Origin of the sequence: Streptomyces sp. NPDC060366, assembly GCF_042725135.1 — a bacterium.
Taxonomy (GTDB): Bacteria; Actinomycetota; Actinomycetes; order Streptomycetales; family Streptomycetaceae; genus Streptomyces.
The window spans coordinates 878,870-894,039 of record NZ_JBHXDC010000002.1; the positions used below are offsets into that span (position 1 = coordinate 878,870).

Genomic DNA, 15,170 nt, shown 5'->3' on the forward strand with positions numbered 1-15,170 from the left:
CCACCCGTGGCCTTGCAGAAAAGTGTTCGATGAAAGTCATCAGCATCGTCGGTGCCCGTCCACAGCTGGTCAAGCTCGCGCCCGTCGCCGCGGCGTTCGCGCGGACCGAGCACCAGCACGTCATCGTCCACACCGGACAGCACTACGACGCCGACCTCTCGGACGTCTTCTTCTCCGGCCTCGGGATACCCGACCCCGACGTCCACCTGGGCGTCGGGTCCGGCAGCCACGGCGTCCAGACCGGGGCCGTCCTCTCCGCCCTCGACCCGGTCCTCGAAGCCGAACAGCCCGACTGGGTCCTGGTCTACGGCGACACCAACTCCACCGTCGCCGGCGCGCTCTCCGCGGTGAAGCAGCATCTGCCGGTCGCCCATCTGGAGGCGGGCCTGCGGTCGTTCAACCGCCGGATGCCCGAGGAGCACAACCGCGTCCTCACCGACCACTGCGCCGATCTGCTGCTGGCCCCGACCGCCGAGGCCATGCGTCACCTCGCCAACGAAGGACTCGCCAAGCGAGCTGAGCTGGCCGGCGATGTGATGGTCGACATCTGCCTGCGGATCCGCGACGCCGTGCTCGCCGGTGAGCACCCCGCCCCGGCGCTGCCCGAGGGGATCGATCCCGCCGCGCCGTTCCTGCTCGCCACCCTGCACCGTCCGGACAACACGGACGACCCCGCCAGGCTCGCCGCGATCATCAAGTCGCTGGCCGAACTGCCGCTTCCGGTGGCGCTGTTGGCGCACCCGCGGCTGGTGGCCAAGGCGCAGCTCCACGGTATCGAGCTGAACCAGGGCGCGGTGCGCGTGGGCCGGCCGCTGCCGTACGCGGGTCTCATCGCCGGCGTCCTGGCGTCCGCCGGTGTGGTGACCGACTCGGGCGGCCTCCAGAAGGAGGCGTACCTCCTGGACCGGGTCTGCACCACCATCCGCCCGGAGACGGAGTGGGTCGAGACCCTTGAGGACGGCTGGAACCATCTGGTCCCGGACCCGCACGAGTTGACCCCCGAGAAGTGGGCGGCGCTGGCCGTACGGTCGGCCCCGACGGCCCCGCACGGCGCCCCGTACGGCGACGGCACGGCCGCGCGGCGCGTCGTCGAGCTGATGGAGCAGGCCATGCAGCGGGCAGCGGACCCCGTCCCCGCCTGATGAGTTAGGCCCTGTCCGGCGGACAGGACCTGGTCGTACGACAAGGGCCCACCCGCGCGGCGCGGGTGGGCCCTCACTCACATACGGCGATCGTCAGCCGAGATGCTTCAACAGCCGCTCGTACAGCGCCACATACTTCTCCGTCTGCGCTTCCCAGCTCCACTCGTCGAGCATCCCCGGCCGGTCGTACGGCGCGGTGTACCGGTCGCGGTCGCTGAGCACGGCGCCCACGGCCCGCGCCAGGTCCTTGCCGTCCTCGGACCGGAAGACCTCGCCGTTGCCGACCCGGTTGACCTCGTCCGACATGGCCTTCACATCGCTGACCACGACGGGCAGCCGAGCCTGCATGAACTCGAAGAACTTCGTACTGAGGGCGACTTCGTGGTTCACCGGCCCCTTGCGCAGCGGGTGGATGCCGACATCCGCCGTCGACAGGAACCGCACCAGCACGTCGTACGGCACGTACGGCATGAAGTGGACGCGGTCCGCGGCGCCGATGCTCTGCGCCAGCTCCCGCAGCGAGCCCACGTAGTCGCCGTCCAGGTTGTTGATCATGAAGGCGGCGTGCAGGTCGTCCGAGAACGCCAGCGACTCCACGATCGTGTGCAGACAGCGCTGCGGCGCCGCCCCGCCGCAGTACACGGCGAGCGGGGTGTCCGGCCCGAGCCCGCACGCCTCGCGTACGTCCCTGGCGCCGTCCTCCGTGGTCCAGTCCGAGGACTCGTCCTCGCCGGGTACCAGTTTCGGCGGCGCGTTGAGGGTGACGACCGGCAGCTCGGTCAGACCGTGCGAGGTCTGGAGCATCTCCGCCAGTGCCGGCGACACGGTGACCACCGCGTCGACGTAGGGGATGTGCTCGCGCTCGTAGGCGACCTGCGAGGCGAGCCACTTCTTCGAGGGGATGGCCTGCGCGAGTCCCGGCACGAACTCGTGCGCGTCGTAGACGACCCGTACGTCACGGCCCGCCGCGCGGGCGCGCACGCCCGCGCGCGCCGCTACACCGATCATGCGGTAGTCGTGCGCGTGGATGAGGTCGGGCTGGAGCTCCTCGATCTTGTCGCGGTAGCTGAGCTCGTAGCGCAGCGGCAGCGGATCCAGCCGCCGCCACGCCCTGTCCCCCATCGTGGCGCCCCAGAAGGCCGTCTCCAGGCCCTCCAGCGCACCGTTCTTGTCACCCCAGGCGGCTGCCGCCGCCTTCGTCTGGCGGGTCCTGGCCTGGATCGTGCTGCGCCGGACCTTGCCCGCCAACCGCGCCGCGATGAGCGGCAGTTGCTTGGTGCTGGGCGCCTTGGCGATACCGGTACGGGCGGCGGCGCCTCCGGCGCGCACCTCCAGTTCCGCCCAGTCGACCTTGATACGGCGGCTCTTGAGGAGCGCCTTGTCCTGGTTCTCGTACGCCAGCGGGTAGCGGATGCCCGTGACCCGGCGGCGCAGCGACTTGCGCGGAGGCAAGCGCCGGAGCATCAGCCGGTGGATCTGGGCGCCACCGAGTTCGTAGCTGTCCGCGCCGGTCGCCGGCGCGCGGCCTATGAGGTGGACCTCCCACCCCTCGTCCGCCATCGACCGTGCGTGCTTCTGGACCCGTGAGTCACCGTCGATGGTGTTGTCGACGAGCATCACGACTCGTCCGGGGCGACGCTCTGGCATCTGACTCGTTCCTCTGCTCACCGCTCAGCCGCCGATGACGACGCGGCGGACGCCACGCCAGGCGTCCGGGTCGGTGGTACGACGGCCGTCGACGAGCACCGTGACGTCCGGCAGGTCGGCCGGCTTCAGGTCGCGGTACTCGGCGTGGTCCGCCTGGAGCACCGCCGCCGTGACCTTCTCGCCCTCGTGCGGCGGCAGACCGTGCGCGGTCAGCTCCTCGGAGGTGTACATCGGGTCGGAGACGTACGGCACGGCGCCGCGCGCCCGCAGCGCGTCGACGGTCGGGAAGACACCGGAGAACGCCGTTTCCTTCACGCCGCCGCGGTAGGCCGCGCCGAGCACGAGCACGTTCACGCCGGTGAGGTCGCCGTACGCCGCGGCCAGCAGGTCAACCGCGTACTCGGGCATCGCCGCGTTCGCCTCGCGCGCCGAGCGCACGACGGTCGCAGCCGGGTCGTTCCACAGGTACATCCGCGGGTAGATCGGGATGCAGTGGCCGCCGACGGCGATGCCGGGCTGGTGGATGTGGCTGTACGGCTGGCTGTTGCAGGCCTCGATGACCTTCTTGACGTCGATGTCGTTCTGGTCGGCGAAGCGCGCGAACTGGTTGGCCAGGCCGATGTTGACGTCGCGGTACGTGGTCTCGGCGAGCTTCGCCAGCTCGGAGGCCTCGGCGGTGCCGAGGTCCCACACGCCGTTCTCGCGCGGCAGGTCCTCGCGTACGTCGAAGTCGAGTACGGCCTCGTAGAAGTCGACGCCGTGCTTGGCCGACGCCTCGTCGATGCCGCCGACGAGCTTGGGGTAGCGGCGCAGGTCCGCGAAGACCCGGCCGGTCAGGACGCGTTCGGGCGAGAAGACGAGGTGGAAGTCCTCGCCGGGGGTGAGCCCGGAGCCCTCCTGGAGCATCGGTGCCCAGCGGGTGCGGGTGGTGCCGACGGGCAGGGTGGTCTCGTAGCTGACGAGGGTGCCGGGCTTGAGGCCCTTGGCGATCGCCTTCGTCGCCGAGTCCATCCAGCCGAAGTCCGGCACGCCCTCGGCGTCCACGAAGAGCGGGACGACGACCACGACGGCGTCGGCCTGCGCGACGGCGGCGGCGGTGTCGGTCGTGGCCGTCAGCAGCCCGGCGTCGACGCATCGCTTGAGCTTGACGTCGAGGTCGTGCTCGCCGGGGAAGGGCTCCGTACCGGCGTTGACCAGCTCGACGACCTTCTCGTTGACGTCGGCGCCGAAGACGCGGTGGCCCTTGGCGGCGAACTGCACGGCGAGCGGCAGACCGATCTTGCCGAGCGCGACTACACAGATATTCATCGGATTACTTTCCTCTTGAACCGGGGCAGCAGGCTTCGTACCCGCGCGCGGAAGGACGGTGTCGGCTCCCACAGCGGAGCCGTGGTGATCACCAGTCGCCCCTTGGGATTCACATTGGCCGACGCCCGGTAGGGGACGGTGTCGCCCCACCGGCGGGCCAGCGGCATCGGCAGACCCCGGGTACGGATCGGGATCTCGTAGGTCGATCCGGCGACGTCGACGTAGACGCGGGCGCCCGCCTTGATCCGGGCCGCAGTGAGCGGGATCCTGGCGGTCAGGATGGTGCCGCCACCGCCGTCGGGCTCCGGCACACGGGTGAACTCGCCGACCGCGTCGGGGAGTTGGTGCCCGGCAGGCAGTCGGCGGGCCGCCGCCTTGTCCGCGCTGTTCGGCATCGCGGTACGGGCCAGCCGGATCACGGCCGAGCCGGTCTGTCCGGTGACACCGATCCGTACGACGAACACCGCGAACAGCGTGTCGCCGGTCCGCTCCCACCCGGCGGAGATCAGCCGGGTGCCGTTGGCGAGCCGGCCGGGAACGGCCTCTCCCACCAACTCGTAGCCACGGTCGGGCAGTTGGACGATCGGGTCGCGCAGACCGGGGTAGGCGGCGAACGCCCGCCCGTCGTCGAGCAGGAACGGCGGCGCGCCGTGCTCGGTCTCGTCGGCGATGGCCTTGGTGAGTTCGGCCACAGCGCCACGCTGGGCCAGCATTATCCGTACCCGTCGTTTGACGTCGAGCGAGTCACGCAGCTCGTCCGTCAGATAGTCGTCGGCGAGTTCGGCGATCCCTGCGCACAGCTCGCGCTGTGTCGCGGGGGCGAGCGTCGGGAAGTCGTCCTGGACGAGCTTGGCCAGCTCCCAGGTGAAGTGCCGCTTGAGGACGGCGTCGCGCTTGGGGCCCGCCTCGATCAGACCGGCCGCGTGCCGCATGATGCGGGTGGTGCAGCGCAGCCTGGCCAGATGGTCGGCCCGGTAGGTGATGTTGCTCGCGTCGCCGCGCTTGACCGCGTAGTAGTACGTGTAGTCGCCGAGGACGGAGATCCGGCCGGCCCGGACACACGCCTCGATGGTGAACGGCTGGTCGCTGCCGACCGGCAGGTCCTCGGGGAAGCGGAGCTTGTACTTCTCCACCAGCTCACGCCGGAAGAGCTTGGTGTTGGCGAGGGTGAACGGCAGGTCGGAGCCGTACAGACTGACGTCGGGATCGTCCTTCTTGTACATCGCCTGGCGCACGTAGCGGCCGTTGGTGCCGACCATCTTGCCGATCACCACGTCCGACCCGTGCTTGTCGGCGCAGGCGACCATGCGCTCCAGGGCCTCTTCGCCGAGGTAGTCGTCGGAGCCGACGAAGTAGACGAAACGGCCGGTGGCGATCTCCAGGGCGCGGTTGCTCGGCGCCGCCGGGCCGCCGCTGTTCTCCTGGTGGATCACCTTGACGGTGTCCGGGTACTCCTTGGCGAACCGGTCGAGCTCGGCGCCGCTGTCATCCGTCGAGCCGTCGTCGACAGCCACGACCTGGAGCCGCTCCAGGCCGATGGACTGGCCGACGAGCGAGTTCAGGCACTGGGTCAGGTAGGGCATCGTGTTGTACACGGCCACCACGACCGTGACATCGGGAGTGGTCGTCGTCATGGTCTGGGCTCCGACTTCTTCCGGTCCGTGACCAGCGTCGAGTACAGCTCGTCGAGCACTTCGGCCTGCGCTTCCCACGTCCACGCGTCCAGCAGCCCCGGCTTGTCGTAGACCGCCCGGTACGGTTCCGGGTCGGCGAGGACCTGCTTGATCGCGCGGGCCAGGTCGTCGGTGTCCTCGGCGGTGAAGACCTCGCCCTGGCCGGTGGACCGGGTGACCTCCGACATCGTTTTCACGTCGCTGACCACCAGCGGCAGCCGCGCGTGCGAGTACTCGAAGAACTTGGTGATCAGCGCGATCTCGTGGTTCGGCCAGTGGTGGATCGGGATGCAGCCCGCGTCCGCGGCCGACAGGAAGCGCACGACCTGCCAGTGCGGCACGTACGGCACCGTGTGCAGACGGTCGCCCGCGCCCAGCTCCGCGGCGCGCGCCAGCAGGGTCTCCATGTAGGCGGACGTGGGGTTGGGCACCACGAACGCGATGTGGACGCCGTCGAGCTTCGGCAGCGTCTCGACCAGGTCGCCGAGGCCGCGCTGCGGTCCGGGCGAGCCGCTGTAGACGATCAGCGGGACGTCGGGGCCGATGCCGCACAGCTCACGCAGGTCCGGCGTCGGCTCCGGCTCGCCGTCGGCGTCCACGGTGACGCGGGTGATCGCGTGCGCCTCGGCGTCGGCCGGGCGGTCCGGCGCGTTCAGGACGACCGTCGGCCGCTCCGTCAGCCCGTGCCGCTCGATCAGCAGGTCGGACAGCCCTTCCGAGACCGTGACCACCGCGTCGGCGTACGGCGCGTACTCGCTCTCGTGCGCCGTGTTGCCCGGGATCCAGTGGGCGTTGTCCTCCCAGGGGCGTACCCCGGGCAGGAACTCGTGCGCGTCCCAGACCAGCTTGACCGACCGGCCCGCCGCCCTGGCGCGGACCGTGGCCCGCGCGCCGACGCCGAGCATGCGGAAGTCGTTGGCGTGGATGAGGTCGGGCTGGAGCGCGTCGATCTCCGGGCCGTACGTCAACTCGTAGTCCCACAGGGCGGGTTCGAGTCTGCGCCAGGCACGCCTGCCCTTGACGGCGGTCCAGGTCGCGGTGAACAGCCGGTCCAGCGGACCGCGCAGCCGGCGGCCGGCCTGCTGGGCCGCCGTGCTGTGCCGTGAGCGCAGGCCCACCCAGCGCTGCACGATGTTGGAGACCGGGCCCGCCACGGTGAGACGGACGCCTTCGACGCGGCGGAACAGCGGGGTACCGACCGCCTTCGGTGCCACCTTGAGCGCGGCCCGGCGCGTCGCGACGTCCGCCCGCCACGCCTTGGCCCACTGCCGCCGGTACGCGGCGACCGGGCCGGGCGGGTAGGCGAGCGGGCGGCGCAGCAGGGAGCGGTGACGTTCGGCGTGGCGCTTGGCGAGCGGGGCCTTCAGCGGCAGCAGCCGTACCTCCGCGTCGCCGAGCTTCCAGCTGCGGCCCTTGCCGGTACGGACCAGCCCGAGCAGGGTGACGTCCCAGCCGGCCGCCGCCGCGGACTCGGCGGCCTTCTGCACCCGCGAGTCCCCGTCGACCTTGTTGTCGACGAGCATGACGACGCGCCCCTTGCCGGTCATGTCACCACCGACGCTCTGCGTATCCATCAACTGCCTTTCTGAACCGGTCACTTGAGGAAGCTGGTGCGGACCTGAGGTCCGGTGCGGCCCCTCGGTCCCCGCCCCGCCGGTATCGGCGTCGGGAGAAGCGGCGGGGGCCGGTGGGAGAAAACCGACGGCGCCGAGGTCTCAGCCGGGGCTGTACTCCGAGTCGAGCCGCACGGTCGTGCCGTTCGCGGCCGACTCCAGCAGGGACGCTGCCACCTCGACCGTGCGCAGACCTTGCCGCAGTGTGCAGATGTCGTGCGACTCACCGAGTACGGCGTCGCGGAACAGCTCGTGCTCCACCAGCAGCGGCTCGCGCTTGGGGATGGCGTAGCGGATCATGTCGCCCTCGGCCACACCACGGAACGCGCGCAGCGCCTCCCACTCGGTGGTCACCGCCGCGTTGGAGTAGAAGGTCAGGTCGGCGGTCAGCGTGTCGGCGATGAAGCAGCCGCGCTCGCCGGTGACGGAGGTGAAGCGCTCCTTGAGCGGGCTCAGCCAGTTCACCAGGTGGTTGACCATCGTGCCGTCGGAGAGCCGGCCCACGGCGGACACCATGTCCTCGTGCGGACGACCGCTCTTGGAGACCGTGTGGGCGGAGATCGAGGTGTACGTCTGACCGGTCACCCAGCCGGTCAGGTCGATGTCGTGGGTGGCGAGGTCCTTGACCACGCCGACATCGGCGATCCGGTGCGGGAACGGTCCCTGACGGCGCGTCACCACCTGGTACACGTCGCCGAGTTCACCGGCCTCCAGCCGGGTGCGCAGGCTGCGCAGCGCCGGGTTGCAGCGCTCGATGTGGCCGACGCCCGCGACGAGGTCGCGCGATTCGAAGGCCTCGACCAGACGGCGCGCGCCGTCGACGGTGTCGGCCAGCGGCTTCTCGATGAGCGCGCCGACCCCGGCCTCGGCGAGCTGGAGGCCGACCTCCTCGTGCAGGGCGGTCGGGCAGGCGATGACGGCGTAGTCGACGCCGATCGCGAGCAGTTCCTCGACGGTGGCGAGGACGGGCGCGCCCTGCGCCAGTCCGTTCTTGTCGCCGAGCGGGTCGACGACACCGACGAGCGTGACGCCGTCGAGACCGGCGAGTACGCGTGCGTGGTGGCGCCCCATCGAGCCCAGGCCGATCAGGCCGGCGCGCAGTCCCCCGGTGGTCACAGGTTCTCTCCCAGCTCATTCACGGCGGAAACGATTCGCTCCAGGTCCGACTCGGACAGCGAGGGGTGCACCGGGAGCGAGACGACCTCGGCGGCCGCCCGCTCGGTCTCCGGCAGATCCCAGTTCCGGCCGGCCTTCTGGTCCGGCTCCCAGAACGGCCGCAGCCGGTGGATGGGTGTCGGGTAGTACACGGCGTTGCCGACGCCGGCCTCGGTGAGCTTCGCCATCGCGGCGTCGCGGTCACCGGTGATCCGGACGGTGTACTGGTGGTAGACGTGGTACGCGCCTTCGGCGACCGGCGGCGTCACCACACCGGGCGCGGTGATGTGCTCGTTCAGGTACGCGGCGTTGGCGCGGCGCTGCTCGGTCCAGCCGGGGAGCTTGGTGAGCTGCACCCGGCCGATGGCCGCGGCCACGTCGGTGAGGCGCATGTTGGCGCCGACGATCTCGTTCGCGTACCGCTGCTCCATGCCCTGGTTGCGCAGCAGGCGCAGGGTGCGGGCGACCTCGGCGTCACCGGTGGAGATCATGCCACCTTCGAGGGAGTGCATGTTCTTCGTCGGGTAGAAGCTGAAGGTGCCGCCGGAGCCGAAGGCGCCGACCGGTGTGCCGTTCAGCGACGCGGCGTGCGCCTGGCAGGCGTCCTCCACGACGGCGAGCTTGTGCTTGTCGGCGATGGGCATCAGCTTGTCCATCGACGCCGGGTTGCCGTAGAGGTGTACCGGCATGATCGCGGCGGTGCGCGGGGTGATCGCGGCCTCGACGGCCGCCGGGTCGAGACCGAAGTTGCCGGGCTCGATGTCGGCGAAGACGACGTCGGCGCCGACGAGGCGGACGGCGTTGGCCGACGCGGCGAACGAGAACGACGGCACGATCACCTCGTCGCCCGGGCCGATGCCGAGGGCGAGCAGCAGGAGATGGAGCGCCGAAGTGCCGGAGTTCACAGCCACGCAGTGGCGGCCGGCGACGAGCTCGGCGAAGCCTTCTTCGAACGCGGCCACCTCGGGGCCCTGAACGACCCGGCCGGTGCGCAGTACGCGTACGGCGGCCTCGATCTCCTCTTCCCCGATGACCGGGCGGGCAGCGGGGATGGGCTGCACTTCACTGCTCGACATGGACGTCGTCCTCCTTGAACACCGCGAAAGCTCTCTGTGGCAGAGGCCAGGAGTGCAGCGGGCGTCTCACGAGGCCGCGTGTACTCCTACGGCGCGATTGGCCGACGCCCTGCCGAGGAATGTGGGACCGCTGTCCCTGGACGGGCCGGTCTCCGACCGCAGGTTCCGGGCGGAGACTGTCGACGGCGGGGACCGCCAGTCACATTATCAGGGATTTCCGACCGAATTTCGGCCCTGTTAACCGCCAATCGCATCAATTCCGAAACAAAAGAGCCCGTGCCCGTCACTGGATTCCCAGGGACGGGCACGGGCCGTTCAACCGGCTGTCACCAAACGTTCAGCTCAACAGCTCAGCCATCCGTGGGGACCGACACGGTCGGGGCCGTCTGCTGCTCGGCCGCCGATGTCTTCTTGGCCGCGGACTTCGTGGCCGCCTTCTTGGTTGTGGTCTTCTTCGCAGCGGTCTTCTTGGCGGCCGTCTTCTTCGTCGCCGCCTTCTTCGCCGTGGCCTTCTTGGCGGTCTTTCGAGCCGTCTTCTTGGCCGGAGCAGAAGATTCCGCATTGTCGTCGCCGTCGGAGCCTTCGGCGTGTCCCTCGGATTCGGCCGATTCCGCGGAGCTCGACACCGACTCCGGCGCCGAATCCACCACGAGGACCGCAGCCTCCTCGCCACCCGCCGGCGAACCGGCCGGGGCAGACGCCTTACGGGTCGCCCTGCGGCGCGCCCGCGGCGGTGCCGCCTCGGGCGTGTCGGACGGCGTCTCGCCGGCGGGCTCGGCCGGTACGGCCTCCGGCTCCGCCGCGACGGGCGCCGCCGACTGCTCGACGACGACCTCGGCCTGCTCGGAGACCTCGTCGGACCCGGCCGCCTTCGGCGAACCGGCCGGAGCCGACGCCTTACGGGTGGCCCGGCGGCGGGTACGGCCCTGCGGGGCCGCCTCCTCCACGACTTCCTCGGGCTCGGCCACCGGCACGGACGAGGCGACCGGGACGGGCACCTCCGCCCGCTCGTCGGCCCGGACCTTCTGCTCCGGCTCCGCCGAACGCGGCGAACCGGCCGGAGCCGACGCCTTGCGCGAGGCCCGGCGGCGCGAACGCCCGCCGCGGGCGGCCGTCTCGGCCTCCGCGACGCTGCTGTACAGCTCCTCGTCGGGCACGAACTCCGGCGCGGGCAGCGCCACCGGGGCGGCGACCTCCGCGGCCACCTCGGCCTCGGACTCGGTCTCGGAGTCCATCTGGCCGTCGACCGTCTCGTGGTCATGGCTGTGGTCGTGGTCCGTGCCGGACCCGCCGCGGCGCTTCTTCGCGCGCTTGCCGTTACCGCCGCCACCGCCACCGCCGGAGCTGGTCGGCTGCTCCATGTGGACGATCACGCCACGCCCGTTGCAGTGGACACAGGTCTCGGAGAACGACTCCAGCAGACCCTGGCCGACCCGCTTACGGGTCATCTGGACCAGGCCCAGCGACGTCACTTCGGCGACCTGATGCTTCGTACGGTCCCGGCCCAGGCACTCCAGCAGTCGCCGCAGCACCAGATCCCGGTTCGATTCGAGGACCATGTCGATGAAGTCGATGACGACGATGCCGCCGAGGTCGCGCAGCCGCAGCTGACGCACGATCTCCTCGGCCGCCTCCAGGTTGTTCCTGGTGACGGTCTCCTCGAGGTTGCCGCCCTGACCGGTGAACTTCCCGGTGTTGACGTCGACCACGATCATGGCCTCGGTCTTGTCGATCACCAGCGAGCCACCGCTCGGCAGCCAGACCTTGCGGTCCAGCGCCTTCATCAGCTGCTCGTCGATCCGGTACGAGGCGAAGACGTCGACCTCGCTCGTCCAGCGGTTCAGCCGGTCGGACAGGTCGGGCGCCACGTGCGCCACATAACCGTGGATGGTCTGCCACGCCTCGTCACCGCTGACGATGACCTTGGTGAAGTCCTCGTTGAAGATGTCGCGCACGACCCGGACGGTCATGTCCGGCTCACCGTAGAGAAGGGTCGGGGCGTTGCCGCTCTTCGCCTTCTTCTGGATGTCCTCCCACTGCGACTGGAGGCGCTCGACGTCGCGGCGCAGCTCGTCCTCGCTCGCGCCCTCGGCGGCCGTACGGACGATGACGCCCGCGTCCTCGGGGACGATCTTCTTCAGGATGGTCTTCAGCCGCGCCCGCTCGGTGTCCGGGAGCTTGCGGCTGATACCGGTCATCGAACCCTCGGGGACGTACACGAGGTAACGACCGGGGAGCGAGACCTGGCTGGTGAGACGCGCGCCCTTGTGGCCGATCGGGTCCTTCGTCACCTGGACGAGGACCGACTGGCCGGACTTGAGCGCGGTCTCGATACGGCGCGGGCCGTTGGCCATGCCCAGCGCCTCGAAGTTGACCTCACCGGCGTACAGGACGGCGTTGCGTCCCTTGCCGATGTCCACGAAGGCGGCCTCCATGGACGGCAGTACGTTCTGCACCTTGCCCAGGTAGACGTTGCCGACGTAGCTGGTGGCCTGCTCCTTGTTGACGTAGTGCTCGACGAGCACGTCGTCCTCGAGGACACCGATCTGGGTGCGCTCGCCGCTCTGCCGCACGACCATCACACGCTCGACGGCCTCGCGGCGCGCCAGGAACTCCGCCTCGGTGATGATCGGCACGCGGCGGCGGCCCTGCTCGCGTCCCTCGCGGCGGCGCTGCTTCTTCGCCTCGAGACGGGTCGAGCCCTTGATGGACTGGACCTCGTCCACGCCGGTGCCGGGCTCGGTGTCCTTCGCACGGCGTTCACGCGGCTCGCGGACCTTGACGACCGTACGCTCCGGGTCGTCCACGCCGTTGTTCTCGGTGTCGGAGCCACCGTCACCGCTGCGACGGCGCCTGCGGCGGCGCCGACGGCTGCTGCTGCTTCCACCGCCCGACTGGCCGGCGGAGTCGTCGTCGTCCTGCTCGTCGGAGTCGCCTTCGACAGCGGTGTCGCCGTCGGCGTCGCCACCGTCCTGCGACACCTGCTTCTTGCCGCGCTCCCGGCTCCGCTCCTCGGGCGCGTCGTCGGACTGCTCGTCCGACTGCTCGTCGGCCTCGGCCAACTCGCCGCGGCGACGGCGACGGCCGCCCCTGCGGCGACGGCGCGACGGACGGTCGTAGTCGTCGGACTCGTCCGCATCGGACTCGTCGCCCTCGGCGGACTGCTCGGTGTCGGCCTCGTCGTCGGCGTCCCGCTCGGCGGGGGCCGGTGCGGGCGCGGGCTCGGCCGCCTCGGCGGACTCACCGCGGCGACGGCGCCGGCGGCGACCCGCGGGCTCGGGGGCGGGCGCGGCCTCGGCCGTCGTCTCGTCCTCGACGTCCAGATCCTCGTCGTCCTCGACATCACCGGCGGCGGCCATCGCGGCGGCCGACTCGGGGGTCTGGAACATCGGCTCGGCGAAGACGGGCGCCTGGAAGACGGCGACGGCGGGCCGGTTGGCGCGCCGACGCGACCGCTCGGGCGCTTCGGTCTCGCTGTCCTTCGCGGCGGCAGGGCCGGAGCCGTTGCGCTGCTCGGCCTTCCTGCTCCTGGGCTCGGACTTCGACTCGGCCTTGGGCTCGGCCTTCGGCTCCGTCCTCGACTCTGCCTTCGGCTCGGTGGTGGGCTCCTGCGAGCCCGCCCTGCGGCGCGTACGGCCACGGGTCGCGGCCTTCTCGGCGGCCTCGACCCGCTCCTCGTCGGCGGTGATCTGCGTGACTGCGGTCGCGGGCAGCGTCTCGCCCTGCGTGGTCCCGCTGTCCTCGTCCGCATCGGCGGTGGCGGGGGTGGTGGCCGGTGCGGTCACCTTCCGGGTCGCCCGGCGGCGGGCGCGCGGGGGCGCGGCCTCCTCGGCCACCGGCTCGGCGACGGGCTCGGTAGCGGTCTCGACGACCGGCTCCGGCACGCTCTCGGCGGGCGCGGCGACCTTACGGGTGGCACGACGGCGCGCACGCGGCGGAGCGGCCTCGTCGGCGACGGGCTCGGCCGCGGGCTCCGGGGCGGCGACGGCCGCGGGAGCGGCGGGCTCGACCACGGGCTCGACGACCGGTTCGGCGACCGTCTCGGCGGGCGCGGCGACCTTACGGGTGGCGCGGCGCCGGGCACGCGGCGGAGCGGCTTCCTCGGCCGCCGGCTCGGCGAGCGTCTCGGCCGCGGCGACCTCGGGTGCGGGCTCGGCCACGATCTCCACGGGAGCGGTGGCCTTACGGGTGGCACGACGGCGCGCACGCGGCGGAGCGGCCTCCTCGGCCACCGGCTCGGCGGAAGGCTCGGAGGCGGCGTCCTGCGTCACGTCGGCGGCCTCGGCCGCCGCGGACGGCGGCCCCGCCGGGCGCGACGCGGCGCGGCGCCTGCGGCGCGGCGGCAGCGTGTCGCTGGGGCTGCTCAGTTCTTCTTCGGTCTCCCGGTTCGTACCGGGCTCGTTCTGGGACATGCGGGCGGTTCTCCCGTCACGCTCCCGGGCGCCACGCCTTGATCCGGTCCGGCCGCGGCCCGCGCCAGTGCGCGAATGCCGCCGTCCGGGGCGCGGGCGCCGCACAGGAGCTGTTATGTCTGGGTCGCCGGTTCCGTACGTACGCGTTTGTGCGTACGGCCTGGCGAAAGTCTTCGTGGTCAGCGCGCCGCCCGGCCCAGGTGGCTCCCGAGGCGGTTTCGAGGGCAGCGCTACAACAACCGTCCCTACGCGGAACCTGCACCTTCCGGCGCCTTCGCGGCGGCGGGTCCGGCGGCCATGGACAGGCCTGCCGTGACTGCCTCGCGGTCGGGCGCGAGCGGGTCGGTCACCGTTCCGGACTCCTCGTCGAAGAGCCCCTGCGCCAGCCTGGTCACCGCTGCGGGGACCGGCGGCGCCAGGTCGGCCACAGCTCGGAGACCGGAAAGGACGTCGTCGGGTCGTACGGCGGGTGTCACGTGCCGAACAACCAGCCGCAGTATCGCACAGCGCTCGCCCCGCGGCCTATCGGCCTGTGGAGGAAGCGTCCGCAGGTCGACGACGGCTTCCCGGGCGTCGAAGGTCCGCATGCCGTTCTTCGCGCGCCGTTCGACCTCCACCACCTCCGCGGCGAGGAAGGCGGCCACGGCGCGCTCGGCCTCTTCGTGTTCCACCCCGTCGAGCCGCAGCTCCCACTCCGAGGCGGTCAGCCGGTCGGCGAGTCCCGATGTACGGACCTCGACGGCGTCGATGATGTCGAGCCCGGTGGGCAGCGACTCGTCGAGCAGCTCGCGCAGTGTGTCCGGGTCGCGTGGCGCCGCGAGGGCGATCTCCAGGTACTCGGCCTCGCTGCCCGTGCCGGTGGGTGCGGCATTGGCGTAACTCACCTTCGGGTGCGGCGTGAAGCCGGCCGAGTACGCCATGGGGACGTCGGCGCGGCGCAGTGCCCGCTCGAAGGCGCGCTGGAAATCGCGGTGGCTGGTGAACCGGAGGCGGCCACGCTTGGTGTAACGCAGTCGGATGCGCTGCACCGCCGGCGCGGGCGGTGGGCCTTCGGGCTGTCGCTTGCCCAGTGGTTCTTCTCCTCGGTGCGGGGTGCGCGTGGTGGCGCACACCCTCGAAAACGCGCGGCCGACCGGGCGGTCGG

The 15,170-nt window shown here is 71.3% G+C and carries 9 protein-coding genes; 1 reads left to right on the plus strand and 8 read right to left on the minus strand.

All coding sequences use genetic code 11. The features are described 5' to 3' along the window. The first annotated feature begins 29 nt into the window (after positions 1–29). Positions 30–1,142, plus strand: coding sequence for a non-hydrolyzing UDP-N-acetylglucosamine 2-epimerase (gene wecB / locus ACFWHU_RS08600; RefSeq protein WP_387224411.1), 1,113 nt, complete (start codon positions 30–32; stop codon positions 1,140–1,142). Positions 1,143–1,235: 93 nt separating this feature from the next. Here the strand turns inward: wecB and ACFWHU_RS08605 are convergent, their stop codons facing one another. The 8 genes from ACFWHU_RS08605 to ACFWHU_RS08640 form a co-directional block, all read right to left on the minus strand. Then, a complete protein-coding gene (locus ACFWHU_RS08605) occupies positions 1,236–2,789 on the minus strand; it encodes a glycosyltransferase family 4 protein (RefSeq protein ID WP_387224412.1) in 1,554 nt (517 codons plus the stop codon). A 24-nt stretch (positions 2,790–2,813) separates the two neighbouring features. After that, complete coding sequence (locus tag ACFWHU_RS08610; protein WP_387224413.1) at positions 2,814–4,097, minus strand: nucleotide sugar dehydrogenase; 1,284 nt, start codon at positions 4,095–4,097, stop codon at positions 2,814–2,816. Beyond that, complete coding sequence (locus tag ACFWHU_RS08615) at positions 4,094–5,731, minus strand: glycosyltransferase family 2 protein (protein WP_387224414.1); 1,638 nt, start codon at positions 5,729–5,731, stop codon at positions 4,094–4,096. Before ACFWHU_RS08615 ends, ACFWHU_RS08610 begins: the two co-directional genes overlap by 4 nt. Continuing rightward, on the minus strand, positions 5,728–7,344 hold the full coding sequence (locus tag ACFWHU_RS08620; protein WP_387224415.1) for a glycosyltransferase family 4 protein: 1,617 nt from the start codon (positions 7,342–7,344) through the stop codon (positions 5,728–5,730). The genes ACFWHU_RS08615 and ACFWHU_RS08620 overlap by 4 nt, the downstream gene beginning before the upstream one ends. A gap of 141 nt (positions 7,345–7,485) precedes the next feature. Beyond that, on the minus strand, positions 7,486–8,499 hold the full coding sequence (locus tag ACFWHU_RS08625; protein WP_385795259.1) for a Gfo/Idh/MocA family protein: 1,014 nt from the start codon (positions 8,497–8,499) through the stop codon (positions 7,486–7,488). After that, positions 8,496–9,614: a DegT/DnrJ/EryC1/StrS family aminotransferase gene (locus tag ACFWHU_RS08630; protein WP_385795262.1), complete on the minus strand. Its 1,119-nt coding sequence runs from the start codon at positions 9,612–9,614 to the stop codon at positions 8,496–8,498. Before ACFWHU_RS08630 ends, ACFWHU_RS08625 begins: the two co-directional genes overlap by 4 nt. Before the next feature lie 350 nt (positions 9,615–9,964). Further along, positions 9,965–14,026, minus strand: coding sequence for a ribonuclease E/G (locus ACFWHU_RS08635; protein WP_387224416.1), 4,062 nt, complete (start codon positions 14,024–14,026; stop codon positions 9,965–9,967). Between the two features lie 245 nt (positions 14,027–14,271). Beyond that, positions 14,272–15,054, minus strand: a complete 783-nt coding sequence (locus ACFWHU_RS08640; RefSeq protein ID WP_385795267.1) for a TIGR03936 family radical SAM-associated protein — start codon at positions 15,052–15,054, stop codon at positions 14,272–14,274. Between the last annotated feature and the right edge of the window lie 116 nt (positions 15,055–15,170).